This window comes from Pararhizobium qamdonense (assembly GCF_029277445.1).
GTDB classification, from domain to species: domain Bacteria; phylum Pseudomonadota; class Alphaproteobacteria; order Rhizobiales; family Rhizobiaceae; genus Pararhizobium; species Pararhizobium qamdonense.
This window is the reverse complement of sequence record NZ_CP119566.1, coordinates 3,999,616-4,015,014: the sequence shown is the minus strand read 5'-3', so window position 1 is coordinate 4,015,014 and position 15,399 is coordinate 3,999,616. Positions and strand designations below refer to the sequence as shown.

13 protein-coding genes are annotated in these 15,399 nt (G+C 56.7%); 5 read left to right on the top strand and 8 right to left on the bottom strand.

All coding sequences use genetic code 11. The features are described from left to right. Positions 1-68 precede the first annotated feature (68 nt). Positions 69-1,232, top strand: coding sequence for a capsular polysaccharide export protein, LipB/KpsS family (locus PYR65_RS19670; RefSeq protein WP_407951254.1), 1,164 nt, complete (start codon positions 69-71; stop codon positions 1,230-1,232). A 74-nt stretch (positions 1,233-1,306) separates the two neighbouring features. Here the strand turns inward: PYR65_RS19670 and PYR65_RS19665 are convergent, their stop codons facing one another. The 5 genes from PYR65_RS19665 to PYR65_RS19645 form a co-directional block, all read right to left on the bottom strand. After that, positions 1,307-2,098 carry an ABC transporter permease gene (locus tag PYR65_RS19665; protein WP_276119183.1) on the bottom strand — a complete coding sequence of 264 codons (792 nt, stop codon included), beginning with the start codon at positions 2,096-2,098 and terminating at the stop codon, positions 1,307-1,309. A 30-nt stretch (positions 2,099-2,128) separates the two neighbouring features. After that, positions 2,129-3,424 (bottom strand): hypothetical protein, encoded by a 1,296-nt coding sequence (locus PYR65_RS19660; RefSeq protein ID WP_276119182.1) that lies wholly within the window; start codon positions 3,422-3,424, stop codon positions 2,129-2,131. A 160-nt stretch (positions 3,425-3,584) separates the two neighbouring features. Continuing rightward, complete coding sequence (locus PYR65_RS19655; protein WP_276119181.1) at positions 3,585-4,793, bottom strand: polysaccharide biosynthesis/export family protein; 1,209 nt, start codon at positions 4,791-4,793, stop codon at positions 3,585-3,587. A 108-nt stretch (positions 4,794-4,901) separates the two neighbouring features. Beyond that, positions 4,902-5,942, bottom strand: a complete 1,041-nt coding sequence (locus PYR65_RS19650) for a polysaccharide pyruvyl transferase family protein (protein ID WP_276119180.1) — start codon at positions 5,940-5,942, stop codon at positions 4,902-4,904. 15 nt (positions 5,943-5,957) lie between these two features. Further along, on the bottom strand, positions 5,958-6,860 hold the full coding sequence (locus PYR65_RS19645; RefSeq protein ID WP_276119179.1) for a polysaccharide pyruvyl transferase family protein: 903 nt from the start codon (positions 6,858-6,860) through the stop codon (positions 5,958-5,960). A gap of 345 nt (positions 6,861-7,205) precedes the next feature. Here PYR65_RS19645 and PYR65_RS19640 point away from each other — a divergent pair, with 345 nt between their 5' ends. The 4 genes from PYR65_RS19640 to PYR65_RS19625 all read left to right on the top strand — a co-directional run bounded on the left by PYR65_RS19640 (position 7,206) and on the right by PYR65_RS19625 (position 11,501). Next, the gene (locus PYR65_RS19640; protein ID WP_276119178.1) at positions 7,206-8,375 is read left to right on the top strand and encodes a glycosyltransferase family 4 protein; all 1,170 of its coding nucleotides are present in this window, start codon (positions 7,206-7,208) and stop codon (positions 8,373-8,375) included. 13 nt (positions 8,376-8,388) lie between these two features. Next, positions 8,389-9,105: a P-loop NTPase family protein gene (locus tag PYR65_RS19635; RefSeq protein WP_276119177.1), complete on the top strand. Its 717-nt coding sequence runs from the start codon at positions 8,389-8,391 to the stop codon at positions 9,103-9,105. A gap of 341 nt (positions 9,106-9,446) precedes the next feature. Further along, positions 9,447-10,775, top strand: a complete 1,329-nt coding sequence (locus tag PYR65_RS19630) for a glycosyltransferase family 4 protein (protein WP_276119176.1) — start codon at positions 9,447-9,449, stop codon at positions 10,773-10,775. Positions 10,776-10,826: 51 nt separating this feature from the next. Beyond that, complete coding sequence (locus PYR65_RS19625; RefSeq protein ID WP_276119175.1) at positions 10,827-11,501, top strand: hypothetical protein; 675 nt, start codon at positions 10,827-10,829, stop codon at positions 11,499-11,501. Between the two features lie 35 nt (positions 11,502-11,536). Here the strand turns inward: PYR65_RS19625 and PYR65_RS19620 are convergent, their stop codons facing one another. The 3 genes from PYR65_RS19620 to PYR65_RS19610 form a co-directional block, all read right to left on the bottom strand. Further along, positions 11,537-12,838 carry a capsule biosynthesis protein gene (locus tag PYR65_RS19620; protein WP_276119174.1) on the bottom strand — a complete coding sequence of 434 codons (1,302 nt, stop codon included), beginning with the start codon at positions 12,836-12,838 and terminating at the stop codon, positions 11,537-11,539. Positions 12,839-12,866: 28 nt separating this feature from the next. After that, positions 12,867-14,447 (bottom strand): LTA synthase family protein, encoded by a 1,581-nt coding sequence (locus PYR65_RS19615; RefSeq protein WP_276121115.1) that lies wholly within the window; start codon positions 14,445-14,447, stop codon positions 12,867-12,869. Positions 14,448-14,571: 124 nt separating this feature from the next. After that, positions 14,572-15,372, bottom strand: a complete 801-nt coding sequence (locus PYR65_RS19610; RefSeq protein ID WP_276119173.1) for an SDR family oxidoreductase — start codon at positions 15,370-15,372, stop codon at positions 14,572-14,574. Positions 15,373-15,399: the final 27 nt, after the last annotated feature.

The window sequence follows — 15,399 nt, the reverse complement described above, 5'->3', positions numbered from 1 at the left end:
ACATTCATGAGTGGAAGCAGGATATTTTCCGGCGCTATTTTCCGGACCGCAGCTTTATTTTCGTTTCGATGTATGTGAGCGAACCCGATTTTGAAGATTGGGCTGCCCGCATTCTTCTTGAGGACAATCCGCAGATTTTCGTCTGGAGCCTGCGCACACCGCAGAAGCTCAAGCCATTTGCGGCCAAGCATGGCATTCCTGTCTTCTATATCGAGGATGGGTTCATCCGTTCGGTCGTGGCCACGGCCAGCTATACGCCGCCCTTGTCTCTCGCCTTGGACCAGCGCACGGCATATTTCGATTGCCGCGAGCCCTCCGACTTGGAGCGGCTGTTCTGCACTTATGATTTCGATGGCGCACCGGAGCTTCTGGCACGGGCAGTCGCCGGTATCCGCTTTCTGCTCGAAACCGGCGTTAGCAAATACAACAGCGATACCAGCGTCGATATCGATCGTCTCTACGGCCCAAAATCCGCAAAACGCGTGTTGGTGATCGGCCAGGTCGAGGATGACGCATCGATCCAGTTTGGATGTCTCTCCGCTGTCACCAACAACGACCTGGTGCGCCTTGCGGCCCACGAAAATCCGGGCGCTCAGATTATCTACAAACCCCACCCGGATATTCTCAACCGCGTACGCCTCGCCCAATCCAATCCGAGGGATGTCCAGCATCTCTGCCAGATCATCACACAGCCGCTGTCCATGGGACAGGCGTTCGAAACGATCGATCATGTCTACACGATCACATCGCTCGCCGGCTTCGAGGCCCTGCTTCGAGGCCTGACAGTCACTGTCTATGGATGCCCATTCTATGCCGGCTGGGGACTGACGGATGATCGCCAGCCCAACGAGCGCCGTGGCCGGAACCTCAGCATCGAGGCGCTGTTTGCGGGTGCCTATCTCCTATACCCCCGATATTTTGACCCCGTGAGTGGAAAGAACGTCTCCTTTGAGGAAACGGTAGATGGAATATCGCGGCACTTCGCAAAGGAAAAACGGGAGCCTGAGCCTGCACGACGGTCGATCCGCCTTGGTCCGCCATGGCGGGCGTGGGGACCTTACGGCATTCTCGGCTGGAGACATCTGCTGACGCCGCCTTTGGCGTTCATCATTTCGAAAATCGGCAACAACCATGATGCACAATGGTTCCGGCAGGACCCGATCCTGTTCTTCCGGGAAGTGTCCAATCCAAAGTTCCGGCTGATTGGCCGCATCCTCTATCCGTTTGGATAGCACAGCATTGCCCGGCGGATCATGCCAGCGCTGTCAACCGAACACCGTGTAGACACCGAACCCAGCTCGTGGGCTCAATGGCCGTGGGCACGATGATTGCGAAGCGTTCTCTCAAGCGCCAGACCAAGAACCATGACCGCACAGGTCCACCCGATAATATAGGTCAGCGACAGCATATGGGTCGGATAGGTGGGATAAAATGCGGTTCGAAATAGCCCCACAAAATGCATGATCGGGTTATAGGCCAAAATATTCTTGATCTGAGGCGGCATATATTCCGGTATGAAGAACACGGCGCTAAAGAAGATCTGAACGCGCGAAAACATGCCCCAGATGAATTTCCACAACGGAAACAGGAAGATCAGGAACGAGTTGATCAAACCGATTCCGAACGCAAAAAACGAAATCAGAATAATGAATTGCACAAGCGCGATCGGATTGAACGGTACGGCATAACGCGACAGATCAAAAGCGGCGATCAGCGCGAAGAAGCCGATGAAGGCCATCGTAAAAGATAGAAATTCCACAAAAGCGCGGGCAATAGCGTAGTCGATCGCCTCGATAAAGGGGATGCTGGTCACGGCTTTTGCCGCCTCCAGCGCAGAGGCCGTGCGGATGCTGATGCTTCGAAAGAACAGAACGGGAAGAATACCCGTCGTGATGAACAGCAGGAGACTGTCCCCGATCAGCAAATGCCGTCCGAGAAATGTGAAAATGATGAAATGCGCAACGATGAACACGACAGCTTCGAGCAGGTCGAACAGCTGCGAGAATGCATGCTTGCTATTGCGCAGCCGCACTTCGCGGATCGTCAGCGCGCTAACGATCCGCATCTGCCGGGAAACACCGAGCGCGATTGTATTCATGGACGCAGCCTCAGTTCCAATCCACCTTGATCAAGCATGGTCACGGATACTGTAGTAGATCAGCGTCAGGACCACCCAGATACCGATGGCGGACAGAAATACCAGCAGCGTATCGACAAAAACACGCGGGTAGGATGCGATCTGCGCAATGCCCGGCTGGACATACGTAGCCAGATAGGTCTGGTTGTTGTTGGCACGCATGCGCGCCTGTTCGTAGTTTGTCAGAGATGACGTGTAGAGTTTCGTCGCAATGTCCACATCGGTCTGCAACTGATCGTATTTCGTAATTCTCTGAGCGTCATCCAGACTGCCAGGCGTCGTGTCGTCGGCATTCGATATCTGCGTCTGCAAATTGGCGATCTGCTCCCGTGCAGCTGCAATCTGGTTCTTCAGAACAGTTAGGCGCGGCGAGGTCGGATCCATATAGCTCGACAGGGCCGAATATTGCGCTTCGAGTTCAGAGAGATCTCCGCGCAATTTATTGTTCAATACGATTTTACCTTCGGCATCTTTTCTGATGTCGATGCTTTTCTGACCGGACCGCAATTCCGTTTCGCTCTGGCGAACCTCTTTCAAGCGAGCCTCGGAACGGTCAAGCTCGCCCTTTGAGAAAGCCATCTGGCTCTGGCGCGCCTTCTCGGAGATGTCGTTGACCAGTTGCTCGCACAAGGCTTGCAAGGCGACGGAAATCTTATGGGCGTCCTGGGGCGAAAAGGCAGTGACTTCGATGACGTTGATACCGGTCATGATATCGTAGCTGGTCGAAACGCGCTTGCGCCAATATGCAACGAGCTTTTCGAGCGATGCGCCTTCAGGGAGGCGGGACAAGCCATCGATGCTGCCGTCGGAATAGAGTTCACGCAATCCGATCTTTGTTTCCAGCGCCTCGACCGCATCGCGGCTCAAGGCATAGTCAGAGACGATATAGCTGTTGGACATGGCAAGTGCCGCGTCCGCAGCTACACTGGACGCCATGGCACTGCCGTCTGTCGGGCGAACCGAGAAACGGAACTCGGACATATATTGCGGTGATGCCACGAATGCGAAATAAAGCGCGCCGATGATCGTCGGCAAAACAACCATGAGGAAGAACGAAACCGCCGTACTGGAAATGCCGCCCTTTGCCTTGGCGACCATGCCGGTTATGCGCTGTGACTTGTAGATTATGGTTGTCTTGCGGGGAAATTGCTTCGGCAAAACAGACGGTGCGGCGCCAGGCTGCTGACGCGCCGGCCGCACTTCGTCAAGCCTGAGAACCAGCGCGCCGCTATCGTCCGAGCGTGCTTTCGATTTGTCGAGCTTTGCCGCCCCGGACATGTCCTTCAAACTTCATCTCCTGAATCGAGCCTCGTATGCTCTGAGACAGCCTCATAGCATGGATTTGCAACCCGAAAAAGTCCACCAAACGAGAAGCTCCATCGGCATGGCCGACGGAGCTTTAAGCATGACAACTGGGCAGCTTTGAGATGACACGCCTTTTAAAGTGTTATCGTCCCAAATCAGACAATGTGTTTGAAACCGATGCCGCCTGTGCGATCGGTGCTGCCGTCGAACTCACCAGAGTTGCAAATTTGCGAACTTCGGCAAGTGACGAATTTGCAATATAGATCAGGTCGCGATTGCGCAGCGTAAACCCTTTCAACAGGAAGAAGCCGCTCGGATCGGTCAGATCGACCTGATAGATAACGTTGGCTGTCGGGCCGTAGGAGGAGAAATCCTTTTCCGGCATCAGGCGGCGAAGCAGCTTCGTCGATTCCGTCCGATAGATGAACACACCCTTGGCATTGGCCCGTTCGTCGTTCAGGCCGCCGACCTTGGCAAGCGCTTGGTTGAGGTAAAGCTGCGATTCGTCGAACTGTACCGATGCGTTGGCGGTCGATGCCCCAAACACCGTAAAACTCCGGGGCTGGCGGATTAGCGCTACGACATCGTCCGACTGCACATAGATATTTTCGGTCGGGTCGGAAATCAGACGTTCCATCGGTATGGTTTCCGTCCGCCTGCCGCGCGTGATCTGCACGGAAAGCTGGTGGGATTCCATACGCGGACCGCCCGCTATGGCGATGACATCCAGCAATTTCTCACCGCGCGGGGACAAAGGAATTCGCCCGCTGCTGGCCACTTCACCGGTAACCGTGACCGTATTGGACACGTTTTTGACGACGCTGACCAGTACCTGCGGCTGAACGGCCATGCGGATGAGGGCCTTCTCGACAGCTTCCTTGACCTGGTCCGGGGTGCGGTTTGCCGCCTGGATAACGCCGGCATAGGGAACGCTGATGGTTCCTGCTTCCGATACCGGCTGTTCCGGTATCTGAGTTCCACCGCCGCGGCCCGCGCCACTGGAGAACAGGCCGTCAGGGGACGCTTCCCAGATCGAAATTGCCACCGTATCGCCGACGCCAATCAGCGCCGAGCTACGCTTCCTGCTGTTTCCCAGTGTGACGGCGAGTTGCTGGTCCAGATTCTGGTCCAGGGCCGAAACGACGTTGGGGTTCACATTGATCAGCGTGTAGGGGGCATATGTCTCTTTGGCTCCCGACTGGATCTTGTTCGCGCTGGGGCCGGAGCTTGGCATCGTGCAGGACGACAACGCAACGCATAACGCAGCCAACGAAAGTCTGGTGAATGTATTCAAACGCCCCATGGGAACCCTGTACTGCTGACTCGTATCCAAGCCCATTTTCAAACTCAATTTCCGATTCTGTTTTGGATATCGCACCGGCTGCCCGCAGACAATGACATTGCCTGACGAAAGAGCAGGTTTGAGTTAAAGGCGACACACAACATCATCGATGACCCATCAATAACGATTTTTTTGCAACACTTCCGGTGAGCAGTCCCAGACTTTGTCCTCGAACCGAACCGCACGCGGCAGCGGAAACGCGTTAAAAAGCGCCTCTCCGGTATAATCGAGCGGCTGCCAATGCGTATCGACAAATGCCATTGCCTTTTCCCAGTCCGTCGCTTCATGAAGCGGATGCAGGTAGCTCAAGACCGAATCCCGCCCTGCGCCGCCATAGAAATCGATCATGCGATGATCGATCGCCCGCGACCCGTCGATGGGCAGAAAACCGGACTCGCCCCGGTTTGTTGAGAACCAGGCACAGGGGATGTTGTAGGTCTCAGCAATGACCAAACCGTGAAGACTGGTGGAAAGAATGCGGCGGCAGGAAACGATTTCCTCGATTTTGTCGCGCATGCCGGAAAGGTTGGCACCGGTATAGGTATTGATTATTTTGATATTTTCGGAAAGTTCGGGCGCAATATTGTAGCGGATGAGATTTTCGCGAACCTTGGCTTTCGCCGTGGCCTCATCCAGTTCCGAAATATGAACGATGACGCCCAGCTCGTATTTTTTCTGAAGATTGGCAAAGGGAAAGATGCGCGGAAGGAACCAGACCGGGTCGCCGAAAATGTCGGGCACGTCGATGCCAAGCCTGCGCAGGCCCTCCGCCGTCTGCTTTCCTCTGACGGCATGAACGACCAGCGCGGTCTCTTCGGGGAGCTGATAGGCACCGACAGCGCCGGTCGGCCCGCGATTGAGATCAAAGCCGGTGCCCCAGATATGCACCTTTCCGCCACGCTGCGCGTGACCGATCGTGCCGACTGCAGCTATTCGTTCCTGAGAATGATCGAAAGCTGCCGGCTCTATTTTCAAGCCGGACATCGCCGATACCATGACGGCACTTAATGCATCGCCAAGGTTTGCATCCGGATGCTGTTTGGTGGTCCAGACCCAGGACAGCCGGACCCGTTTGGCCGTGGATCGTCCCTTGGTCAGCGCACCTGCTGCTGGCGAGGTTTCCCAGCGCAGCAAGCGCTTTACTGTTTTCAACCCCATGGATACGACCACCTTTTAGCGCGTGCGCCGGAAAATACGCGAAAGCGGGCCAAGTTTAGCGCGTTCGAGAATGTTGGGTTCCCGGCCAACCGGCACGGCGCGGATCAATGGATGATCGAACGCGCTACCGGTCGGGCCTTTTTCCAGCATGGCGGACGGCAATGGAAAGGCTTCGATGAGCGGATCCTCGTCGAGATATTTCTGTTCCCAGACGCGATCGATCGTCTGGATCAACGCTTCCCAATCGGTTTGCCGGCTGCGCGGCTGGTACCAGACATCCAGGTGATCCTGGCCAAGGCCGCGGTAAAGATCGACAAATCGCAGATCAAGGCCCTCTTCGAGCGTCAGATCGATGCGGCCCAGTCCGGCTTTTGTGGATCGCGGGGAAAAATAAAGACAGGGGATGCCGTAGGATTCCGCAAACACCATGCCATGAAGACTTGTCGATACAATCCGCTTGCAAGCGAGGATCTCGTCGAGCCTTTCTCTCAAGGCGGCGATCGAGACAGGTGTTACCGTGTTGATCAGCTTCACGGTCTGCCGGTCATCGCCCTCGATGATGTGGCGCTTCGTGTCCGCCTTTGGATGCGCTTCATGCTCGCGGTCTGCCAGTTCCGACAGGTGCAGAATGACGCCGAGTTCGTAGGTTTTTTCCTTCGGCGCCTCGTGAAAGCGCGGCAGAAGCCACAAGGGATCGCCATACACCGCCGGGCCAGTTGCCTCGGGCACCAGAACCCGCCGGCTGAAGGGCCCCCGTGTTGCATAGGCATGAAACTTGGTGCCGGCAGGCCGGACATAGGGGATTTTCGGCTGTTCCGATTGATTGGGATTGGCGTTGGGAGAGGTGCCGGTTCCCCAGAAGGAAACATTGCCGCCGGCGAACATATGGCCGATCGTGCCAACTGCCGCCAGTCTCACAGCATTCGTCTTTGTCGCTACATGCTTGACTGGCAAACCCGACATCATGGAGACAATGACGGGAGACAGCGCGTCGCCCAAATTGAGATAATTCTGATCTTTACGGGTTGAAACCCACGAGAGCGGGATCGCTGCTTGGGAGCGAATAATATCAATGAGTTCTTGCGACAAATTTCACCATACTGGCTTACGATAAAAGCTTCAGGCAATGCCTATGAAGTGCCACCGCCGTTTCAGTTACGGCGGCCTATACCATACCGCTTTAATGTGCGAAAGTGGCGCAAGTGGGAACCCAAAGAGAGTTCCGGTCGCCCCTTGAACAGCATTTGCGACGTGTAGGCATCCATGTATCGTCTTTCAATGCGGCCTCTTTCGATCGAAACGCCGCGTGTTCTTTTTGACATTTCGCGTCTTGTCCGCAGTTACGGAAAATCGTTCGGTACAGGCGTCGATCGTATCGATCTGGCCATCGGCCTCGACCTTTTGCAGCGGTTTGGAACCAACTGTCATTTCGTGCATGCCGGCATCCACGGCATTTGTATTCTGCCGCAGGATCTTGGAAAGGACGTTCTGGAGCATCTTCAGCGGGCGTGGAATGACGATGCGGAACTTAAAATAAAGACGAGTCCCTCAAAGAGGCTTCGCCTTTGGACCGAGCCCTTTATCCGGCGCTTTCTGGCTGCAAGCGGGCAGATCGTCTCCGAACAAACGACCTATGTCGTGGCGTCGCATTCGGGTGTGGGCAAGGTCAAGGGAGGGATGCGTCGTCTCGACCCATGCCGCAAGATGCAGCGCCTCATCTATATCCACGATCTCATTCCACTCGATTACCCGGAATATCAGCGGCCCGAAACGAAGCGGCAATTCCTTGGCTTTCTGAATGAGCTGACGGACGCGCCGGTGACCGCTGTTGGCAATTCATGGGACACGCACCAGCGCGTTGTATCCTTCGCCTCGGACAATGGCTGGCAACTGAAGGCAACGGATGTCATCGTGCCCACGCTGGATTTCAAGCCTGCGCGCGAAACACCCCTTGCGCCGCCTGTGAAAGCGTTTTTGCAGGATAGGAGACCTTTTTTCGTCGTGCTTGGCACGATCGAACCCAGAAAAAACCACCTTCTTCTGTTGCAGGTCTGGCGTGAACTGGCGCAGCAGGAAAACCCGCCGCGTCTTTGCATCATTGGCAAGCAGGGCTGGGAAAATGAAAATGTGCTGGATATGTTGGAACGATGCGAGGTGATCAAGGATTCCGTCTTCGTATTTTCCGGCCTTTCGGATTTTGATGTTCAGACAATGCTGCAACAGGCAAAGGCACTTTTATTTCCATCTTTTGCGGAAGGGCTGGGCATACCCCTGTTGGAAGCCGCAGCGCTTGGCGTCCCCAGCATTGTCTCCGATATTCCTGTGTTTCGAGAAATTGCCCCGCCCGGTACAATATTTTTAAACCCGCTGGACGGCACCGGCTGGCTTGCAAAGATTGCCGCACGGGCAGGCGGTCCGACAAACGGCAGGTGAGAGGCTGAACGCGATGATCGAATTTATCAATGTCCACAAGACGCTCCGTCAGAAGTCCCACCGGACCAAGGTTCTGGAGGGTGTCGATGTCGAATTCGGCCCTGATCGCCTGACCGGCATTCTGGCGCCGCCGCGCAGTGGAAAGACCGTTGTCGCCAACCTGACGACGGGAAAACTGCGCCCTGATATAGGACGGGTGCGGCGATCGTCGCTCGTCTCGTTTCCGGTGGCCTCCGGCGGCGTTTTCAACGGAGCTCTAACCGGCCGTGAGAATCTGGCATTCCTGTGCCGGGTCTTCGGTTTCGATCCGGTCCCGATCATCCGCTTCGTGCTGGATTTCACGGAAATCGGCAAGTCGATCGACAAACCCTTCAGGCACCTCAACCGGGACGAGCGCACCAAGCTTCTGTTCACCTCATGCTATGCCATTCCTTTCGAAACCTATATTATCGACGAGAGCCTTATTGGCGGCCGTGGTGCTTTCAGAACCAGATGCGAAGAGCTGGTGACCGAACGTATGCGCTCAGCCGGTTTCCTCATCGTGACCTCCTCGCCGACGCTGTTAAGAAAATACTGCAATGACTTCTTCATCATCGACGAGTTCAAGATTCAGGAAGTCAATTCCGCTGAAGAAGCGGAAAACTGGTTCGGAAAAGACAAGCTCAAGGATGGTATCGGAGAACTCGAACATGTCGCGGATGGTGACGAGAACGATATCATTCCTGTGTAATGCCGCGTCGTCCGCTACCGGCACTCTCAACTGGCTGGATAATGGGCATACCGTCTCTTTCTAATCACCGGAAAACAAACTATCGGTAAGGCCGTCACCGCAGGACCGCCATCTCTGCCACACATGTTTTCTCTAGCACATCGTCAAATAGGCACTCCCGACGTCATCGCATGCCGGTCGCAAAAGGTTGCGTCCAAAATGGCAATCCCCTAGATAGCAAGCGACTGTGTCAACGCAGGTCATGCGCAGCGTTCTTGCCAGGCGCTTGCACACAGGCGCAAGGCCGGCGAAATGCAGGATCCGGATCGGGTTTGACCGGTAACAATTAGGATTTTTAATTCATGTCCAATGCCCGCATCATGGTCGATGGTTATAATCTTGCCCTGGAGAAGGGGACAGGGGTAGCGACCTATGCCCGGAACCTGAGCGAACAGCTGTCTGCGCTCGGCCACAAGGTGGACCTGATGTACGGGGTCCGGTCGTCGGCTGGGAAAAATGACCTTCTGGCAGAAGTCAGCTTCTTTGATCCTTCGATAAAATCGATGAAGACCCATGAGGTCGTGCAGCGGCTGATCACGTCGCCGCTTGGGGCCACCGCGAGACAGGTTCCGATCACCGGCAAGGTCATCGCTAAAACCGCAACCGGCGGACTGCCGGCGCATGACAGGATCGTCAATTCGCGCGACCTCTTCACGCTGTCGCGCTGGCATTTTAAAACATACGGTCAGTTTTTGAATGTCGATTATCCTGGCGCTGCTGACGTTGCGCATTGGACATACCCGCTGGCCGTGACGCTCAAGAAAGCGGTCAATCTCTATACGATCCATGATCTCGTGCCCTTGAGGCTGCCTTACACGACCCTCGACAACAAGAAAGAGTTCTTGAAGAAGGTCCGCCGCATCGCCGAGAAGGCAGATCATATCGTCACCGTCTCGGAAGTATCCAAGCGCGACATTATCGATCTGCTCGGCGTCGATGAGAGCCGTGTGACCAACACCTATCAGGCGGCCAGTCTGCCGAGCTATATTCTCAACCGTCCGGAGGATGAAGTGCGCCAGGAGGTGCGCTCCATTTTCGGCCTCGAGCACAAGGAATATTTCCTGTTTTTCGGTGCGATCGAACCGAAAAAGAATGTTGCCCGTATCATTGAGGCCTACCTGGCCAGCCAGACGAACCGTCCGCTCGTCATTGTCGGCCAGCTGGTCTGGAAGAATGCGAATGAGTTGCGCCTCCTCGGTGTTCCCACCGATACCGATAAATCGCGCAAGGGCCAGCCTGCCGATCCGACGATCGGCCATGTGTCGAAAACGTCCTCGGTCGTCCGGCTGGAATATCTTCCGCTCAACCTGCTGACATCGCTGATCCGCTGTGCACGGGCCGTCGTATTTCCCTCGCTCTATGAGGGCTTCGGGCTGCCGATCCTGGAGGCCATGCAATTGGGCACGGCTGTCATCACAGGCAGCGAAGGTGCCAATCCGGAAGTTGCAGGCGAGAGTGCGTTGATCGTCGATCCCTACAATGTTAATGCAATCTCGCAGGCGATCAGAGACATGGCAAATGACGATGGGCTGGTTGAGCACTATCAGACGCTGGGCGTGGAACGGGCAAAGCTGTTTTCTCCGGAGAAATACCGCGAGCGCCTGCAAGACCTTTATGCCAAGTTCAAATAAGATATTTTAAATCGTCAGGCGAAATTTTATGACGCAGAAATCAGGCCGTCGATGACCGATCACAAATCGTCTCTGAATGAACTCATCGCAAGAGCGAGAGAGGCAGCGCAGGCGGCGCCGGACCAGAATACAACGGCGCTCCTTCTCGAAGTCTGTTCCGCCGCGTCGGACCTGATGGACAAACAGGACGAAATCCGCAAAGAGGCGTTTCGCGATGGCATCCGCGGGGCCGCAAAGGTCATTCGCAACCGCCAGGCAGCGCCGGGATCGGCACTGTCCGAATTGTTTACCGGCGATGGCGGCAATCCGGATGTGTTTGCCGACGAATTGACCGGCATAGCAGATAACCTGACCGTGACCGTTGCCGACTTGCGCAAGCTGCGACAGAAGATCAATGCCGCTACCGAAGGTGCCGACGACATCGATGACGATATCCGCCGGGTCTATTATTCGGTGATGAACGAGCGCAATCCCACATCCGCTGATGTCTTGCCGCCGGGTTCGCCGTCGCGCTCGCTGGATGTCGCCACCTTCGTGATCGAAAAGATATTACGCAAGGGATGGTGGACGCTTGGCAATAGCGGCGTGGATGCGGATGACAAGCCGGTCGGCAAGGTCGGCCTCAGCGCCAACGAGAGTTCCAAGCCCCAAAGTGCTGCAACCCCGCCGCTGACATTGCTGTCGACCCTGGTACTGGCACTCATCGAAAGCAGCAAATCCCGCTAGACGCCGCATGCCCGATTGCCGCACCGCCAGACCGGTCAATGAGGACGGCGATTGATCTTGGCTGGTTTGCGGCGGGGAGGCGGGTCGGTAAAGCCGCCGGGTTGATTGAGCGACCTGTCGTGCAGTCTGTTGGCGATCGCATCTGCGCCGGCATCGGTGCCGGTGGCCGAGTAGAAATTTCCCCTGACCTGGATTGCTGCCGCCAGCAGGCGGAAAAACGCTGATCGCACGGCGTCCTGCGGGCCCGCCGGAGCTTTCCAGAATTGCTCAAGGTCCGACTGATCGCTGAGACCGGCGATGTCGAAGACGGCGGTTCCAAGCACCTTCACGGGCTTGCCGAGTTGCAGGGCATGAAACCCGACGGTGGAATTGATGGTCACGACACCGCTGGTTTTCATCAAGAGCGCATTCAGGTCGCCGCCATCCAGAAATTTGACCCGGCTGCCAATACCAAGTTTTGTGGCCAGCGCCTCGACATAGGCCCGCCAGTCGATCAGCCCATTGTCGAGCGGATGGATCTTGACGATCAGGCTGGCTGTCTCCGGTGCGTGGGCGGCGAAGGAGGTGATCACCTCGGTGATGGCTTCCCGCTGATCATGATAGGGCGAATGGGCCCGTAGCTGGAAATCGGTCTGCAATTGCAGCGGAAAAACGAAAAATGCGGTGCCGGAGGAAAGAAGGGTGTCAACGAGCGCCGTTGCCGCCAATGTTCTTTTCTTGCCCCCCGCCAGCCGCAACACCCAGCCGGCATATTCAGCCAGGGGATGAAACAGGGCGTGGCGGCGGTAGTGCGGGAAGAGAAACCACAGGAACACATTGGGTAAATTGTAGAGAAGATCATAAGCCGCTTCGGCGGCAAAGCTCTGCGTGTAACGTCGCGCCCAATCCGGTTCGGGAAGGGTACGGGCCGCATCGATGATCGCCTGCGGATCGTTGGGAAAGTGCGAGTTGGAGGACATGCCGTCGCGCTCGAGCGTCAGCCAATCCGGCCGCAGATAACCCATTTCGACGACCGCTACCGCGATGCCGTGGTGATTGGCAGCCTCGATCGCAATGAGATGATAGGGGCGCTCCTCACCTAAGAGGACGAGGTCGGTGACGCCGTGCTGGACGAGAAAGGCGGCAATATAGATGCGCCAGTCCTGTCCGCCGCGGCCGCGGTAATGGTAGCCACCTTTGCGCCGCCAAAAGATCTGGTCGCCCGGATTGAGGTTGATCCGCAGGCAGAGATGGCCCTTGGCCTCCAGCCGGTCGGCAATCTTGGCAAAGATCGGTGAGGATGGCCCCTGCAGGAAGAGGAAGACACGCCGCTCCGGCCCGGTTTGCATCCCCATCATCGCGGCCCCCTTGAAACCAGCGCCGGCACTATCGCAGGTCGTCCTTGTGCAGATTGGCGTGTTTTAGCATGGCTTCCATCAGCTTCCAGGGTTCCTCGTTGCGGGGAAATGTCGGCGCATTGTGGAGCGTGCGGGCGGCCGCCAGGGGTACGATGAAATAATCGGTGCGCGGATCGGGAAAAGGGTCGGCGAAGGATTTCAACAGCGGCGCGTGGTCGCCGTAGAAAACCAGCCAGACGGGGCGGTCGAGCCGGTTGAGATGATCGACGAGTTCGCCCAGGGCCTTGTCGGATTGCTGCAGGATCTCGAGATAGATCTTAACCGGATCGGTCACGCCTTCGACACGGTTCGGCTCCCAGGGGCCATGATTGGCCATCGATGCGACGAAGAGAAAGCTACCCTTGCTGTCGGTCTGGCTTTCCACATCGGCAATCACCTTGCGGGTTAAGGTCTTGTCCGACACATAAGGGCCATCGCGGCCCGGATCATGGTCGAACTCATCGAGCATGGTCATTTTCTCGAAGCCGAGCTGCGGCATGGCCTTGTGGCGCAGGAAGAAGGTCCGGTCATAGGGATGCATGAAATGCGTGCTCCAGCCCGCATTCTTCAGCTTCGTCGGCCAGACCACATTGGTATAGTGGCTTGCCCGCAGATAGGGGTAGCTCGCGTCGATATGCAGATCGTCGGGAACAAGCCCGCTCAAGACGGCAAACTCCGTGCGCAGCGTGTAGCCGCCTTCAAACACGGTTGCCAGGCGCCCCCATTGCACGGCCATTTTCTGCAGCCTGTCGATGGCCGGCAGCTTGACGCCGCTGACGCCGCAATGGCGCATGTCGATGAAGGATTCCGACTGCCAGACGATGACGAGTGGCGCCTTGTTATCGGCATCGTGGCCAATGAGGTCGTTGACGGCGGCAAAGAAGCGTTCCTGCAGTTCGGCAACGATCTTTTCGCGGCGGCGGCCGAGCCAGAGGACGAAATGAAAGATGACGGAACCGAAGGTTCCAAAACGGATCGTGCTGACCTTGACGTTGGGCTTGCCGACCAGATGCTGCACGAAATCGGCGACCGGCCGGTTCACCGGGCCGTAGAACAAAAGAAGCCAGGGCACGTCGGCAACGAGGATCATCAGTATGATCCAGAGCAGCTTGTGGCTGTTGGGCAGGACGCTGGGCTCGAAATACATGTACAGCGCCGAGACGCCGAACACATAGAGGAAGGCGACGATCCAGAAGACGATGTTGAGCGAATTGGCGTAGAAGATCGACTTGTATTTGAAGACGTCGGCCACCAGGGCAATGTCTGAAAAGACCAGAGGCTCGCGGATGAACCTGTATTTCGCCCGGGAGATGCCGGTGAAAATGACGAAAAAGCTCATCGTGCCGGCGCTTGCGTAAAGCGGGCGCCAGGAGATCGCGAAGAAGCCTGCAAAGACCAGCGCCATGATCGGCAGCCGCGAGATGGTATCGACGAGGCCACGCCGGCGGCTGACGGCCGGGCGGTGTCTCCGGCGCTCGCGCGCGGGCAAGGCAAACTTGTCGGTATAGAGGATGACAGCACAGGCCAGCGCGAAGCAGAAGAAGGTCAGCATAAGCGGATGGGTGTGCATGTAGAGCGACGTCAACGCCAAACGAATACCTTTGATCTTTCATCGGTCACGGACGCGTCATGCATCGCCGCGACGAAGGGACAGTTAAAACCTATTGGTGGCGGATACAAGCAGGCTCTCATGTTCAGCGCCTTGGTATCATCCGTCGAATGCCCCGGTCGAACCACCAGTTGAGAACCGGCTTGACCGTCGCGCCAAAGCGTCCGAGCGCCCACAGCGTCCAGCCGAAAAATACTTCGAATTGGCCTTTGTCTATCGCACGCACGATCCGCAAGGCAACGGCAGAGGAGGGCCAGGGGGCAACGCGTCCCATGATCACGGTTGCTTCCAGCGGCCGGTGTTCCAGTTCGCGCGCAAATTGCGGCGTTTCGGTATCCGGCGGAAAACAAACGGAAATAGTGACCCCATGAGGCTTTGCTTCGGAGCGCAGAGCATCGGCGAAACCATGCAGGGCGAATTTCGAGGCGCAATAGGCGGCATACCCGTAGATGCCAATCAAGCCCGCGCCGGACGAGACCAGCATGATCTTTCCGGAGCGCCGCTCTTTCATCGCAGCATAGACGGCGCGTACCGCGTTGACGCTGCCAAAAAGATTGGTCTCGATCTGCTGACGGAAGACGGCGGATGTCTGCGTTTCGAACCGTCCGGGTTCGACAATTCCGGCAGAGGTGATCAGGATGTCACAGGGGCCGAACGCAGCCTCGCATTTTCGTATGGCCGCCAATGCCTGACCTTCGTCGCTGGCATCGGCACTTTCGATACGCACCGATGTCTCGCCGTGTCGCCGCGCAAGTTCTAACCTGGCGGCTTCAAGTGCGGGCAGGGAGCGTGCCAGGAGAGAGAGGCGTGCACCGCGCTCGGCGTAAATGCGGGCCAGCGCCAGCCCGATGCCGCTCGAACCACCGGTAATGATCACATGGGTCATGCCGCAACACCGGTTCGGTTCATGGAG